The organism is Nitrospirota bacterium, assembly GCA_040757335.1.
GTDB lineage: Bacteria > Nitrospirota > Nitrospiria > 2-01-FULL-66-17 > 2-01-FULL-66-17 > JBFLXB01.
Genome location: JBFLXB010000024.1, coordinates 14,972 through 30,346 on the forward strand (window position 1 = coordinate 14,972; position 15,375 = coordinate 30,346).

General features: G+C 64.7%; 12 protein-coding genes. 8 read left to right on the forward strand and 4 right to left on the reverse strand.

Annotation, left to right across the window (positions count from 1 at the left end):
• Window positions 1–61: 61 nt before the first annotated feature.
• The 8 genes from AB1451_12375 (at window position 62) to AB1451_12410 (ending at window position 11,773) form a co-directional block, all read left to right on the forward strand.
• Window positions 62–592, forward strand: a complete 531-nt coding sequence (locus AB1451_12375; GenBank protein ID MEW6683699.1) for a hypothetical protein — start codon at window positions 62–64, stop codon at window positions 590–592.
• Between the two features lie 340 nt (window positions 593–932).
• Window positions 933–1,526: a cyclic nucleotide-binding domain-containing protein gene (locus AB1451_12380; protein ID MEW6683700.1), complete on the forward strand. Its 594-nt coding sequence runs from the start codon at window positions 933–935 to the stop codon at window positions 1,524–1,526.
• A gap of 284 nt (window positions 1,527–1,810) precedes the next feature.
• Window positions 1,811–2,503 carry a Crp/Fnr family transcriptional regulator gene (locus AB1451_12385; protein ID MEW6683701.1) on the forward strand — a complete coding sequence of 231 codons (693 nt, stop codon included), beginning with the start codon at window positions 1,811–1,813 and terminating at the stop codon, window positions 2,501–2,503.
• A gap of 161 nt (window positions 2,504–2,664) precedes the next feature.
• Complete coding sequence (locus AB1451_12390) at window positions 2,665–3,624, forward strand: sugar phosphate nucleotidyltransferase (GenBank protein ID MEW6683702.1); 960 nt, start codon at window positions 2,665–2,667, stop codon at window positions 3,622–3,624.
• Between the two features lie 159 nt (window positions 3,625–3,783).
• A complete protein-coding gene (locus AB1451_12395; GenBank protein ID MEW6683703.1) occupies window positions 3,784–6,642 on the forward strand; it encodes a GAF domain-containing protein in 2,859 nt (952 codons plus the stop codon).
• A 268-nt stretch (window positions 6,643–6,910) separates the two neighbouring features.
• Entirely contained in the window at window positions 6,911–9,022 is a 2,112-nt protein-coding gene (locus AB1451_12400) for an adenylate/guanylate cyclase domain-containing protein (protein ID MEW6683704.1), read from the forward strand.
• Window positions 9,019–9,783 carry a 3',5'-cyclic-nucleotide phosphodiesterase gene (locus AB1451_12405; GenBank protein MEW6683705.1) on the forward strand — a complete coding sequence of 255 codons (765 nt, stop codon included), beginning with the start codon at window positions 9,019–9,021 and terminating at the stop codon, window positions 9,781–9,783. Before AB1451_12400 ends, AB1451_12405 begins: the two co-directional genes overlap by 4 nt.
• The gene (locus tag AB1451_12410) at window positions 9,758–11,773 is read left to right on the forward strand and encodes an amylo-alpha-1,6-glucosidase (protein ID MEW6683706.1); all 2,016 of its coding nucleotides are present in this window, start codon (window positions 9,758–9,760) and stop codon (window positions 11,771–11,773) included. Before AB1451_12405 ends, AB1451_12410 begins: the two co-directional genes overlap by 26 nt.
• A 41-nt stretch (window positions 11,774–11,814) precedes the next feature.
• Here AB1451_12410 and AB1451_12415 read toward each other — a convergent pair whose 3' ends face one another.
• From AB1451_12415 to AB1451_12430, 4 genes are read right to left on the reverse strand one after another with little or no spacing between them, the layout of a single operon-like run.
• A complete protein-coding gene (locus AB1451_12415) occupies window positions 11,815–12,582 on the reverse strand; it encodes a molybdopterin-binding protein (GenBank protein ID MEW6683707.1) in 768 nt (255 codons plus the stop codon).
• Window positions 12,569–13,372: a cytochrome b/b6 domain-containing protein gene (locus AB1451_12420; protein ID MEW6683708.1), complete on the reverse strand. Its 804-nt coding sequence runs from the start codon at window positions 13,370–13,372 to the stop codon at window positions 12,569–12,571. Before AB1451_12420 ends, AB1451_12415 begins: the two co-directional genes overlap by 14 nt.
• Window positions 13,373–13,391: 19 nt before the next feature.
• The gene (gene glk / locus AB1451_12425) at window positions 13,392–14,375 is read right to left on the reverse strand and encodes a glucokinase (protein ID MEW6683709.1); all 984 of its coding nucleotides are present in this window, start codon (window positions 14,373–14,375) and stop codon (window positions 13,392–13,394) included.
• Window positions 14,376–14,387: 12 nt separating this feature from the next.
• Window positions 14,388–15,314: a class I fructose-bisphosphate aldolase gene (locus tag AB1451_12430; GenBank protein ID MEW6683710.1), complete on the reverse strand. Its 927-nt coding sequence runs from the start codon at window positions 15,312–15,314 to the stop codon at window positions 14,388–14,390.
• Window positions 15,315–15,375 lie beyond the last annotated feature (61 nt).

A 15,375-nucleotide genomic window follows, 5' to 3' on the forward strand; every position in this document is an offset into this window, starting at 1 on the left:
ACTATGGGAGGCAAGCGGCCTCGATCATCACTCGTTCACCGAAAGGAAACCTATGCGTACGATGAGGAGAATTGTCTGGCTACTCGTATTGGGGTTGATCATGAGCGCGTCCCCGGCAGCGGCGGGCGACAAGGAGAAGACCGCGCTGAAGTTTACGGCCGGCGTATTGAGCGGCGACGCGCAGGGGCATGGCCGGGTGGAATTTGAGAACGGGGCTGTGAGTGGCAAGATCTCGGCCAAGGATCTCCCTGCCCTCCCGACAGGGCAGTTCTACGTGGCCTGGTACACCAATATCGAAAACGGCAACGCCGCGTTCCTCGGCGCATTGGTGAGCCATGACTCGATTCTGTTTACTGAGGACGAATCCGAAGGCGCGCTGCGGTTCTCGGCCGACGCCTACACTGTGCACCTGCCGTTCCCAGGGACGGGCGACTTGGTCGGCCAGCCCATTTATCCCGCGTCACCGGGGGGGAATCAGATCGTCGTGTTGGTGGAGCGAGCCATCAACGGGAGGACGCCCGCGCCCATCAACCCGCCGGCGAGTTTTCCGCCCGGGCCGGTGGAATCCGCCGTGTTGGTCGTGAACTTCTAGAGTTTGACCCATAGCGAGGAGGGCACGGAGCGTGCCCTCCTCGCGGTAACCGAAGGCAACACCGCAACGACGCTACAAGCTCAAACCCGGGCTTGACAAAGCCCATTCGGTCGTAGTAAGAAGCAGTTCCATTTGTGTCACCTCATCCGGGGCACACGTGTTCCTACAATCTTCGACATTCACGATCGACCATCGCAAATCGATGGCCCCTCCCCTGCCGCTCATAAGCGGACTCAAAAATGAGTCTGACGGAACTTCCATGAAACGGTCGCTAAACCGCGTATCTGGTTGCAGAATGCTGCGTTAGTCGTATTCACCCAAACCGGACGGAGGTGCTGCCGTGGATCAGACAATCGTGAGAAGCGAGAAGTACGAAAACGGGAAGACGATTATCGAGGAAGGAACCTGGGCCTTTTCCGCGTACATTATCAAGTCCGGTAAGGTCAAACTCTGGAAAGTAGTCAATGGAAAGCAAGTCCAATTCGGCACCTTGAACGAAGGCGAGATCTTCGGAGACATGGCCTTCTTGGGCGGCTCAAAGCGCACCGCTTCGGCAACCGCTGAAGGTCCGGTGGAAGTCGGGGTGATTTATCAAGACATGTTTATGGACGCGTTGCATAATCTCCCAGAAGATCTGCGCCACAAGGCCCAGCTTCTCGTCAGCGATTTGAGTGGGCTTACCGATATCTACGCCCGGTTGACCAGCGCGCTCCAGGACGCAAAAGAGATCAAGGCGAGGATGGAAGACTTCAAATCGCTTGAAAAACAGTTCGAGAAGGCGCCCGAATATCTGCGTGCGGTGCTAGTCGCCTTGATACGGCGTCTTCATGGGGCCATCGAAGGCTGTGCAAAGCTGGCAGCCGAGATCGACTCCGGGAACAAATCGGTCGACTCACTCGCAGCCCCGCCTCGGCTGGCGGCCGTGGGGCACTGATCAACCAGGTCTCGATTCTCTTTTCCGAAGACGAAACCGCGGCACGTTGCAGTTCTCGGCAAACGCCTATGGTGTGACCTGCCATTCGCGGGACGGGCGACAAGTCCAGCCCGTTTACCGCGTCACGGGGGCGGAACCAGATCGTCGTGTTGGTGGAGCGAGCCATCAGCGGGAGGACCTCTGTGTCCATCAATCCGCCAGCGAGCTTCCACCCGGCCAGGCGGAATTTTGCTTGATCGGGATCGTGTACCGTGCTATGGTGTTCGCTCTCGGCGAGGACAACTATGTCCCGAGCCCTCCAGAAAGTCGCCTTTCTTCGCCAAACGACGTTGTTCTCCGAGCTTCCCTCGAACGACCTGGAGGCGCTCTCGCTTCGTGTCCGGGAGCGCACCTACCGAAGGCACGAAACGGTATTCCACCTCGACGATCCGGGTACCGCCCTTCTGTTGATCCGGACCGGCCGGGTCAAGGTCACGCTGACCAGTAAGGAAGGAAAAGAGATCATCCTCCGCATCGCGGGGCCGGGCGAGATCGTCGGGGAAGTGGCCCTGTTGGACGGCCAGCCCCGCTCCGCGACGGTCGTGGCGCTGGAGAAGATCGAGGTCTTTCTCCTTGACCGGGACGCCTTGATCGAATTCATCAGCCAACACCCCAATGCCGCACTCAGGCTGCTGGCGGTGTTGAGTTGGACCATTCGCCGAGCCAACGACCGGATCGGCACGCTCGCGTTCGCCGACGCATATGGAAAGGTGGCTCAGGTCCTGCTCGATCTCGTCAAAAAACACGGGCAGGCGAACGGGACCGGTATCGAGGTCGCCGTCGATCTCACCAGGCAGGAGATGGCGTCGCTGGCCGGCGTCTCGAGGGAAACCTTTACGCGCATCCTGAAACTCTACGAACAGGCCGGATTACTCAAGGTCGACCGGCGTTGTCTCCACATCCTTTCCAAGGACCGCTTGAGCCTCGAGGTGCTCTGACCGAGCGCGTCGCGATTGCCCCTTCGAGGGACGGGCCGTGATTCGGGTCACAGCCCTGCTGTGAGCGGCGATGCCGTTTTCCCCCTCGCGTCGCGATACAAGGGAGGAGGGCAACCGTGCTACTCGGAAAGCGCATCGTTTCTGGCCTTAAGGAGGAGAACATGACGACGGGGGGGTTGTGGGGCGTGGTGTTGGCGGGGGGCGAGGGCACCCGGGTTCGCCCGCTGGTCGATCGACTCGGGGGTGGACGCTGTCCCAAGCAGTATTTCGCGTTCACGGGCACGCGCTCGATGCTCCAGCACACGTTGGACCGAATCGATCCGTTGATCCCCATGGATCGCGTCTTCACGGTCGTCCTTCCCACGCACCTGGATTACGTGCGCGCCCAGTTGACCGACCGTCCCGCCGACCGCATCGTGGTGCAGCCCGAAAATCGCGAGACCGCGCCCGGCATCCTCCTCCCGCTCACCCACATCCTGGCGCGAGATCCCGATCCAGTGGTCGCGGTCTTTCCCTCCGACCACTTCGTACTCGAGGTGGATACGCTCCTGCGCTATATCCGAGCCGCCGAGCGCGTGCTGCGTGATCACCCCGACCACCTCCTCCTCCTCGGCGTCGGCGGCGATGGGCCCGAGGCTGATTATGGGTGGATCAGCCCCGGAAGGCTGGTCGCGTGTGCGGACGGCGTGGAGGCCCGAGCGGTCGGCGGATTCGTCGAGAAGCCGCCGCCCGCGAGGGCTCGTCGGCTCTTCGTCGCGGGAGCGCTGTGGAACACGATGATCGTCGTCACGCGGGGCCAGACCCTGCTTGAGATGGCCCGCCGCTCGTTCCCTCGTCTGTACGCCCAATTCGGACGTATCCGCCGCGCGATGGGAACCGCCGATGAGACCGCGGTGATCCGGGCGGTCTACCGCCGGATGGACACCGTCAACTTCTCACGTGACCTCCTGGAGCGTCACCCCGACCGGACGCTCGTCATCCCGATGCGCGGGGTCTCGTGGAGCGACTGGGGCAGCGAACGCCGCATTCTCGACACATTGGCGCGGACCGGCCTGCGTCTGGCCGGCGCGATCCCGGGCATGGCGGCGACGCCATCTCCCACCCTGACCGCCTCCCTGTGACGCTGATCGGTCAATAGGGATCCATCTGCCGCGTTGTGACGGCGGATTTGACAGCGGCCGTTTATTCCCGCTACCATGGCCTTCTACACCAACACGCCGGTGTTCCGTGAGTCGTGGGTTCGGCCCGCGGCAACCGCCGGCGCTCGCAGAGGTCATGCCATGACGGGTGAAGACCAGAGCGCCGAGACCAGGAAACTCGGGAGCTACCTTGACTGCCCGCCGGAGGCCATCGACCGAGTCATCTCCTACCAACAACAGCTCGCTGCGGAGGGCGTGAATAAACCCTTGGGACGTTTGCTCGTGGAGTGTCGGACGGTCTCCACCCAATCGATCGAGACCGCCCTCCGCGACCAACGGGTGGACCGCCTCCGAGGCTGCTGGCTCTTCTCCGAACTGGACGACGACGAACTGCGGGCGCTCGCACCCCTCGTGCATGAACAGAGCATTCCCCCAGGCGAGGAGTTTCTGAGCCAAGACCGGCTCGGTGACGGCTTGTACGTCCTGGCATCGGGCCGCGCCCTGGTGTTTCGGCGGGAGGACGATGGGCAAGACCTCACGCTCGATACGATCGGCCCGGGCGAGAGCGTGGGTGAAATGGGGTACTTCTCCAGCGGCCGGCGGTCGGCCTCGGCCCGCGCCATCGAGGAGCTCCAGGTCCTTCGGATGGCCTACACCGAGCTTGATCAGGCCATCGATGCTGCTCCTCGCCTCGCTCGACGCCTGCTCGAGCTGGTAACCGGCCGGTTGCGTCGGCTCAACCTCCGCTTCCAGGACGTCACCCACACCAGCCGGGACGCCGAACACTCGCTCAAGGGCCTCCAGAGTTTCCTCGACCTCTCAGAGGTCTTGGCCCTTCGGATGGATATCGAGGGCCTGATCGACCGGGTCGTCCGGACCGCCAGCCAGGTCATGCACGCCGAGCGAGCCTCGCTCTTTTTGATCGACGCGGCAACCGGCGAGTTGTGGTCCAAGGTCGCCGAGGGCGAGGAGCGGCGCGAAATCCGCTTCCCCATCGGCGCCGGGGTGGCCGGCTGGGTCGCCCAGCACGACCAGGTGTTGAATATCGCCGACGCGTATGAGGACGCCCGCTTTAACCAGGCGGTGGACCTCGCCACAGGGTATCGCACGCGCTCGATCCTCTGCGGGCCGGTGAAGAACCTCCAGGGGGAGCCGATCGGGGTCATCCAGGTCATCAACAAGCAGGGGGGGGGATTCGGACCGGACGACGAGCTGCTGTTTCGGGCATTCGCCTACCAGACCACGATTGCACTGGAAAACTTCTCGCTCTACCGCAAAATGCGCGCCAGCCATGAGAAGATGGCGATCCTGCTCGACGTGGCCACCTCCGTGGCCCAGACCCTCGACCTCGATGTCCTGGTGGCCAAGATCATCCACAAGGTCTCGGACCTCTTGGACGCCGAGCGCAGCACGCTGTTTTTGGTCGACCCCGAAACCGACGAGCTGTGGTCGAAGGTCGCCGAGGGCAGCGGCGAGTCCGAGATCCGGTTCCCCCGCTCCCTTGGCCTGGCGGGAACCGTGGCCACCACCGGTGAGATCGTCAACATCGAGGACGCCCACCGCGATCCGCGGTTTAACGCCGCGATCGACAAGCAGACGGGGTTTCGGACTCGCTCGGTGTTGTCGGTGCCGGTGCGCAACCGCGAGGGGACGATCATCGGCGTGACCCAGGCCATCAACAAACGCCGGGGCGTGTTCGACCGTCACGACGAAGATCTCCTCCAGGCCCTGGCGTCGCAGATCGCAGTCGCCATCGAGAACTCCCAGCTCTACCAGCGCACCGTCGGCATGAAGCGGTACCTGGAGAGCGTGCAAGAGAGCATCTCCAACAGCATCCTCACGCTCGACAACGCCTATCGCGTGGTGACCGCCAACCGCGCGGCGCTGAAGATGCTCGGAGAACCGACGGAGACTATCCTTAAACAGGATATTCGGCAGTTACTGTGCATGGGGAACGACTATCTCATCCGCCTCATCGACCAGGTCTACGCCACCCGCCGAGCCCTGGTCGAGTATGACGTCGACCTCAACTTTCTGGGGGGACGCGTGGCCTCGTCGAATCTCAACTTCCTTCCCCTTCTCGATCATCAAGGTCAACACCAGGGCGTGATTCTGATTTTCGAGGACATCAGCCGCGAAAAACGCGTGAAGTCCACGTTGATCCGGTACATGGCCAAGGACATCGCCGAGCGGGTGCTCGATGATCCCAACCAATCCGCCTTGGGCGGCACCCGCAACAAGGCCACGATTCTGTTCTCGGATATTCGAGGGTTCACCACGCTGGCGGAAGGATTGACCGCCGAGCAAACGGTTGAACTACTCAACGAGTATTTCGGCCGAATGGTCGACGTCGTCTTCCGCCAACGGGGCGTGCTGGACAAGTACATCGGCGACGCCTTGATGGCGGTTTTCGGCGTGCCTTACCAGCATCCGGATGACCCCGAGCGCGCCGTCCAGGCCGCGATCGAGATGCTCGGCGCGCTCGACGAGCTGAACACGCAACGGAGAGCCGCGGACCTGGAGCCGATCGAGATCGGCATCGGCATCAACACCGATGAGGTCGTCTCGGGCAACATCGGATCCCAGAAACGGATGGACTTCACCGTCATCGGCGACGGAGTCAATCTTGCCTCGAGGCTGGAGGGTTTAAACAAACTGTACGGGACGCGGATCTTGCTCAGCGAATCCACTCATCGCGAAATGGGGAAGCGATTTGTGGTCCGCCCCATCGACCACGTGCTGGTCAAGGGCAAACACCAACCGACACAGATCTTCGAGGTGCTCGGCGAACGCGGCTATCATCTGTCTCGGTCGGAGGAGCTGTTCTGCGAGGGACTCACCGCCTACCGTCGACGGAACTTCGCGAAGGCACGGTCGCTGTTTGAGCAGGGCGCCAAGAACGACCCGCCATGCTCGGTCTTCGCGGCCCGGTGCGAGCACCTTCTCCGCGAGCCTCAACCGCCGGATTGGGACTTGGTATGGGTGTGCGAGGCGAAATAGACCTCGCCGGTCCATGAGCGGTCGTCTGCGGCGTTGCCGCTGCGGGAATCCCTCGTCACGTAGAACCCAGTACGCTCCGGAGGGAGCCCTTGCGGCGTCTTGCATCCGGCCGCCCCTGAACAGACTCGAACGGCCCAATACCGGGGAAGATTCCTAACCGTCCTCTTCCCCGCCCATCGGCCGACCAGGATACCCGTCAGTGAATCTCCTTAAACCGGTACGACACACGACGTCACGTGACCGACGGGTTGCGCGATGGGCCTGGGGCTTGAGCGCTGCTATCACGCTCGTGTTTGCCCTCGTCGAGGTGGCTCGTCCTCCGGTGATTCGTGACGTGGCCGATCTGCTCGAGATGAAGACGCTCGACATTCGGTTCCGTCTCCGATACGCCCATCGCGGCGCCGAGCAGCGCCCCGACGACGTGGTCATTGTAGGGATCGATGAGGCCAGCTTGGCCGCCGTCGGCCGCTGGCCGTGGCCGCGCGCCGAGATGGCGCGTCTGGTCGATGCCATCGCCGCCGGCCATCCCCGGGCCGTCGCCCTTGACATTCTGTTCGCCGAGCCCGAGGTCTCCGAGTCGGCGCGAACGATCGAGGCGGTGCGGCGCGACTACGCGGCGCTCGGCTCGCCGGATCCCCGATTGCTCGACGTCATCGGCCGTCGCGCGATCGAAGGAGATGCCGACCTCCGGTTCGCCGACGCGCTGGGCCGCGCGGGCCGCACGGTGTTGCCGGTGGCCCTGGTGGTCCCTCCCACATACCAGACCGATCCCGCGGGCCCTCCACCGGACGCGCCCCCGGTCGTGGTCGAGTCATCGTTCGGTCTGGTCAAGGCGGCGAGCCGGGCCTCGCTGTTCCGGCCAATCGAGGCCGAAGCGATGATCGCGCCGATCGAGCCGCTGGCTCGGGCGGCCAGCGCGCTGGGGCACGTGTACTACCAGCCAGACCTCGACGGCGTGCTGCGTTGGGAATACCTGATGCTGCAATACGGCGACGAGTACTACCCGTCGTTCGGGCTCCAGATTGCTCGCGCAGCGCTGGGACTTCCCCGCGAGGCGATGCGGCTGGTGGTCGGGGAGGCCATCGAGCTGGGGGCGATCCGGATCCCGACCGACGAACGCGGCAGGGTGCTGATCAACTACGAAGGCCGCGAGGGCGAGTTTCTCACCATCCCGGCGATCGAGGTTCTCAGCCGACCCGAGGCGGCCGAACAGTTTCGGGACCGAATCGTCCTGGTCGGCGCGACCGCGCTCGGCACGCACGACATCAAAGTGACGCCGCTGTCGGCCAACCTCCCCGGCGTGGAGAAGAATGCCACGGTGGTGCACAACCTCCTGCATGGGAACGTCCTGCGCCGGACCGACGCCATGAAACTGCTGGACGCGGGCTTCGTGCTGATCTTCGGCGCCTCCCTAGGCATGATCCTGCCGCGAGTCAGCGCGTTGCGTGGGGTCTCGGTCGCCGCGGGACTGCTGCTCGGTTACGGCCTGATCGCCCAGGCGTTCTTTGAACTTGGCGGGCTCTGGATCAATGTCCTCTATCCGTCCATGACGATCGTGCTCTGCTACACCGGGCTGACCGTCCTCCGCTTTATGACCGAGGAACGGCGCGCGCAGGAGATCCGCCGCCTCTTCGCAAGCTACGTCAGCCCCAAGATGGTCGCGGAGTTGGTCAAGGATCCGGATAAGGCGAAGCTCGGCGGCCAGCGAAAGGAACTGACCGTGATGTTCTCGGACGTGCGCGGGTTCACCAACTTCTCGGAACAGAACCCGCCGGAGCGGGTGGTGGCGATCCTCAACGAATACCTCACCGCCATGACCGAGGTCGTCTTCCGTTGGGACGGCACGCTGGACAAGTTCATCGGGGACGCGATCATGGCATTTTGGGGAGCGCCGGTCGACCAACCCGATCACGCGGAGCTCGCCGTCCGGTGCGCCCTGGACATGCGGCGGCGCCTGGCCGAACTCCAAGCCGCGTGGCGCGCCGCCGGCACGCCCCAGCTTAACGCCGGTATCGGGATCAACACCGGCGAGATGGTCGTCGGCAACACCGGCGCGGAGGGGAAGAAAATGGACTACACGGTCATCGGCGACCACGTGAATCTGGCCGCCCGGGTCGAATCGCTCACCAGAAAATACAATGCCGGAATCCTCGTCAGCGACTCGACCTACCGGAAGATCAAGGACCTCGTGCTCATCGCGGAACGCCATCAGCCCGAGCGGCGACGGCTCGCCCAGCCGATTATCCACCCGAACCGAAGAACCGGGCCCATGGCCGTCGGGCACGTCACCTTCACCCCGTTGGGAGAGGTGGAAGTGAAGGGCCGAGCCCAGCCGGTGGGGCTGTACGAGGTCATCGACGCACGGAAGGAGCCATCGTGAACATACGGGTTTTGGGGTGCCACGGGGCCGAGCTCGCGCACCGCGACACATGCGGGTTTCTCATCAATGACACGGTCTTGCTCGACGCGGGAACGATCTGCTCCGCGCTGACGCTGACCGAGCAACGGAACATTCGGGCGATCTTGATCTCGCACATCCACGCCGACCACATCAAGGGACTGCCGTTTCTGTCCGAAAACGTGATCGGCGAGCCGGGGCCCCCGATCGTGATCTATGGCCTCGAGCCCGTGCTCGAGGGCCTGCACCGCTACCTGTTCAACGACCACCTCTGGCCCGACTTCACCCGCATTCCGGCCTCGAACCCGCTGTTTCGGTTGCAGCCGATGGCCGAGGGCGAGACGGTCCAGATCGAAGGGCTGGCCGTGCAGGCGTTCGCGGTCAACCACACCATACCGTGCGCCGGGTTTGTGATTCGCCGCTCCAGGACCGCGTTCCTCTACAGCGGGGACACGTACCAGACCGAGCGGATCTGGCACGTCGCGGCCCAGACACCGGACCTCAAGGCCGCGATGATCGAGACCTCGTTCCCCAACGCGCTCGACGATCTGGCTCGGCGCAGCAAGCACCTCACCCCCGCCCTGCTCGCGCAGGAATTCGCGAAGCTGGGCCGTCCCGAGCTGCCGTTGTACATCTATCACATGAAGCCCCGGTACCTGGACACGATCCGCCGCGAGCTCGACGCGCTGGGGATCAAGAATCTGGAGGTTTTGGCAGATGGCCAAGTCTTCGAAATCGCCTGACCCCCTCGGCGACCCCGCGCAGATCGAAATCGGGCCCGAGGTGTTGGGCGACTATGAGGCCGCCTCGCGCCGGGAGTGGCTCGTCACCAACGGGATCGGAGGCTATGCCTCGGGCTCCCTCGCCGGATCCAACACCCGCCGCTACCACGGGCTGCTGGTGGCCGCGCTCACGCCCCCGACCGGGCGCGTCGTGACCTTGAGCAAGCTGGAGGAGACCCTCTCGGTCGGCGGGGAGTCGTTCGCGCTGAGCACGAATCAATATCCGGGAACGATCTGGCCCCAGGGCTATCGCCTGCTGGCGGCGTTCCGGCGGTTTCCCGCGCCCACCTTCGTGTACCGGCCGCGCGAGGGCGTGGAGCTGGAGAAGGCGATCTGGATGATCCCTGGAAGGAATACGACCGTGGTTCGGTATACCCTGCGAGCCGCCCCGTGGCCGGTCGCGATCAGCTTCGTGCCGCTGGTCGCGTGGATCGACTACCACGCCCAGTTTCACCGGCGCGAGGGCTTCCCCTTTGCCTGGTCCTGGCAGGAGCCCGAGTGTTGTCTCGTCGCCTATCAAGGCACCCCGCCGTTGCGGATCGTGGCGCCACGCGCTCGCTTCATCGCCGGCGCGGCGTGGTATGACAACGTCGAGCACTTGCGCGAGCTGGAGCGAGGGCTTGACTTTCGGGGCGACCTCTACGCCCCGGGTTCGTTCGAGGCGCGGCTCTCGCCCGGCGAGAGCCTGACCGTCACCGCCACGATCGAGACGACAGCCGCTCCTCTCACCGAGGCCGAGTTGGCCGAGCGCCAACGCCGGTTGATCGCTCTGGCTGGCCTCTCCGATCCGTTCGGCCAACAGCTCGTGCTTGCCGCCGACCAGTTCGTGGTCCACGTTCCCGAGACACCGGCGATCCGCTCCACGATCATCGCGGGGTATCCCTGGTTCACCGACTGGGGGCGCGATACCATGATCTCGCTCCCAGGCCTGTGCTTGGCCACCGGCCGACCCGAGGTGGCGCGCGATATCCTGGCGGCGTTCGCGGGCTTTGTGAGCCGTGGCATGCTGCCCAACCGCTTTCCGGACGTCGGCTCCGAGCCCGAATACAACACCGTGGACGCCACCCTCTGGTACGTCCACGCGGTCTACCGCTACCTCGAGGTCACGGGTGATGCCGTTTTCGTTCGCACCCTGATGCCGACGCTGGACGCCATTATCGAGCATCACCTCGCGGGCACGCGCTACCACATCAAGGGGGATGCCGATGGCCTGCTCGCGTCGGGGGCCGACGGTGTTCAACTGACGTGGATGGATGCCAAGGTGGGTGATTACGTCGTCACGCCACGACGCGGCAAGGCGGTGGAAATCTGCGCCCTCTGGTACAACGCGCGCTGCATCATGGCCGAGCTAGCGGAGCGGTTCGGGCAGCGCGACATCTCCCACGGCCGCGCGGCGGCCCAGACCCGCGCTTCGTTCGCCCAATTTATCAGGCCGGACGGCCACGGCCTCTTCGACGTGATCGAAGGCTCCACGGAGACCGATGACTCGATCCGGCCCAACCAGATCTTCGCGGTCAGTCTGCCCTTCTCGCCACTGGACGACGAGGTGGCTCGCCGCGTGGTCGACACCGTGGCACGCCACCTGCTCACCCCCTACGGGCTGCGCACGCTCTCGCCAAAGGACCCCCACTACCGCGGCCGCTGCGAGGGCGACGCGTGGCAGCGGGACTGCGCCTACCACCAGGGCACGGTCTGGCCGTGGCTCCTGGGTCCGTTCATCGACGCCCACCTGCGCGTGTACCGCGATCCGAAGGCTGCGCGCGAGTTGCTCACTCCCCTCCGCGAGCACCTGAGGCAGGCCGGGATCGGGACCATCTCCGAGATCTTCAACGGAGCTGCCCCATTCGCGCCGGGCGGCTGCATCGCCCAGGCGTGGAGCGTGGCCGAGATCCTGCGTGTCTGGAAGCGACTGGCCCTACCCGATCCTCAAGACAACGGTAACGACGGCTAATCGTCTCTCCCGGCATGTCTTGAGCACGCGCCTCGGGTCGGTCAGATCCCCGCATACCACTCGTAGCCTTGGTCCTCCCAGTACCCGCCCTTGCCGCCGGCGATGTGGTCGAAGCGGTCCGTCAATTCGATGCGCATCACGTACTTGGCCATCTTGTAGCCAAGCTGGCGCTCGACGCGCAGCCGAACCGGCGCGCCGTTGGGGATCGGCAGGGGCGCGTCGTTGAGTTCGTAGGCGAGGATCGTCTGCGGGTGGAACGCGTCGTCGAAGTCGATGCTCTCGTAATAGTAGTGCCCGTCTTCGTCGGGGTCGGCGCACGAGAACACGACGTAGCGCGCCGCCGGGAGCGGTTTGGCGCGGACGAGCACCTCGCTGAGCGTGACGCCCTTCCACTTCGCGATGGCGCTCCACCCCTCCACGCAGTCGTGCCGGGTGATCTGGGTGCGCGACGGTAGGCCGCGCAGCTCGGCCAGCGAAAACTCGGTCGGTCGCTCGACCAGACCGCCGATGGTCAGCCGCCAGTCCGCGAAGTCGTTCGCCGCCAGCGCCCGGTACACCGGATCTTCGGGATCGGTGTTGCCGTTCGTGGGGAAGACCGGCGACCGATCGGCTTCGGTGTATTCCTTGGCCATCGCCCGCCGTGGCGTGATCGCGCGCTGGACGCCACGGGTGAGGGTCTCGGCCCGGCCGAGCAGCCTCGGGAACCAGTCGGCTCGGGACAAGCTGTCGCAGCCAGCAAGCAGCATGACGGTTGCGGCCTGAGCGGCGCGGACGACAAATCGGCGGCGTGATAGGTCACCGTTGGTCATGAGACTCCTCCTCGGGCGCGCGATACCACCCGACCACCATCGATCGCAGATTGTTCCACAGGCCCGTCGTCGCCACCATCAGCACGTGGACCAGGGTGTATCCGATGAACGCGAAACAGGCGATGAAGTGGATCGTGCGGGCGGATTGGCGCCCGCCGAAGAGCGTCAGCAACGCCGGAAACGCCGCGTCCATCCGGGGCGACATCGCCAGGCCGGTCAGCACGATCAACACCCCCAGCCCGAAGACCACGCCGCTGTAGGCTAGCTTCTGCAGGACATTGTAGCCGGCCGTGACGTCGTCCGGGGCATGTCGAAACAGCACATGGTCCTTGAGCGAGCGGCCGAGTCCGCGGAGGTCTCGCCAACGCGGGAGGAGGTCCTTGGTCAGGTGCCGGCTGAGCAGCGCATAGGCCACGAATATGACGCCGTTGAGCACGAAGAGCCAGGCGAAAAACAGGTGCCAGCGCCGGCCCATGGCGAGCCACTGGCTGCTGGGCAGCGTGAGCCACGAGGGAAATCCCCGACGCCTGATCTCGCCGGAGCCGTCTTCCGAGACGCCGAAGAGGCCGGTGGTGTCGAACTCGCGCCCAAGAATCGTCGTGATACCTCTGAGTTCCCCGTCGCGCACCGCCCGCATCGAGAGGACGGCTTGCTCGGGATCCGAGCGGTCCCCCCAGTACAGCGCCGGGTGGGCATTGAAGATCTGAAAACCGCTCATGATCAGGATGGGCAGGCAGAGGACGTTGATCCAGTGGCCGAGGCGAATCGGCAGGGAGTGCCGGTAGACCATCCCACCCAGGCTTGTTTTCTTAGATCCGAAGGGCATAGTGGGCCGCGCCAAGGAGCGGGGCTTTGGTATTAAGGACCACAGTGACGGGGATCGACCGCAGCAGCTCGGTGTACCGACCCTTGGCCAGGTACGACCGGGTGAACGTCCCGTCCGCTAACTTATCGAGCAACTTGGGCGCGATCCCTCCGCCCAGGTAAACTCCACCGCGCGCCAGGACCTTGAGGGCGAGGTTGCCGGCCTCGGCGCCGTAGATCGAGGCGAACAGGTCGAGGGCTTCGACGCACAGCGCGTGGCCGCGCGCCAACCCCACGTCCCCAATGACCGCACCGGGATTTCCCGCGTCCACCCGTTCGCGGAGCCATGCGGGCTCGGGGACGCCCGAGGTTTCGCGGAGGAACCTGTAGATATTGAAGAGGCCGGGGCCTGAGAGCACCCGCTCGTAGCTCACGTGGCCGAACTCAGCTCGGAGGAAGCGCAACAGCTCGATCTCGCGATCGGTCTGGGGCGCGAAGTCGGCATGCCCGCCCTCGGAGGCGATCGGCGCGTATTCCTTCCCATCCCAGTGGAGCACGGCTTCACCTAACCCCGTGCCGGCCGCCAGCACGGCGATGTGACCGCAGGGCCGTGTCGGTGCTCCTTCGTGAAGCACGGCCATGTCTGGTTTCTCGAGGAAGAGCATGCCGAACGCCGCGGCTTCAAGGTCGTTAAGGAGCTTGACCTTGGGCACGGCAAGGTCTTTGGCAAGCTGGCGCTCATCCAGGAACCAGGGGAGGTTGGTGGTCCGACACTGTCCGTCGCGCACGGGTCCGGCCACGCCAAAGCAGGCCGCGGTGAGCTCACCGGAAGCCACGGCGCCAAACACGAACTGGCCGAGGAGGTCTTCAAATCGGCCCGCCTCCCGGCTGGGAAACACGGCCTCGCGTACCACCTCCAAGCGGTCCCTCTCACTCCGGTAGAGCGCCAGCACGGTCTTGGTACCGCCGATGTCACCCGCTAAGATCACGGCGTCCCGGCCTCACGCCGCCGCATCGGCGTAGATCTTCATCATCTCGGTCAGCAATCGGATCGCGTCGCCCCGGGGTCGCTGGAAGGCGTTGCGCCCAATGATCGACCCGAAGCCGCCGCCGCCGCGGATCGCCCGCGCCTCATCGAGCACCGCCGCATCGCTCTCTTTGGTCGCCCCGCCGGAAAAGATGACGACGCGCCGGCCGTCGAACGTGCTCTGGACCACGTGGCGCACCCGATCGGCCAACGTCGCCACCGGGATCTTGGTTCGCTCGTAGACTTTCTTGGCCTCCGGCTGCTCGAGGTGCGCGGACGGGAGTTTGACCTTGACGATGTGAGCGCCCAATTGCGCCGCGATCTGGGCGGCGTACGCGATTACATCGATTGCCGTCTCGCCTTCCTTGCTCAGCGTCGAGCCGCGCGCATAGGACCAGACCACCGCCACCAGCCCCGCGGCCTTGGCCTCCGCGACGATCTCGCGGAGCTGCTGGTACATCTCGGTGCGGTGCGCCGAGCCAGGGTAAATCGTGAACCCCACCCCCACGCAGCCCAGTCGCTGGGCGTCCCGCACCGAGGCGGTGACCGCCGAAATGGGATCATTCTCGTCTTGGAGCACGTCGTGGTTGTTGAGCTTTAAGATCAAGGGGATCTCGCCGGGAAATTCGGCGGCGACCGCTTCGATGAAGCCGAGCGGCGCGGCGTAGGCGTTGCATCCCGACTCGATCGCGAGCTCGAAATGGTAGCGGGGGTCGTACGCGGGGGGGTTGACGGCGAAGCTGCGGGCCGGACCGTGCTCGAAGCCCTGATCCACCGGCAGGATCAGCAACCGGCCGGTCCCGGCCAGCCGCCCGTGATTGAGCAACCGAGCCAGGTTGGTGAGCGTTCCGGGACTATCGCTGCCGTACCATCCCAAAATTTCTCGAACAGGTTTCTTCATCGGAACCTCCTTTCCTCGCTTGCGAAGCGCAACGTAGGCGCGCTGTGTGCGCCGAGGCTGC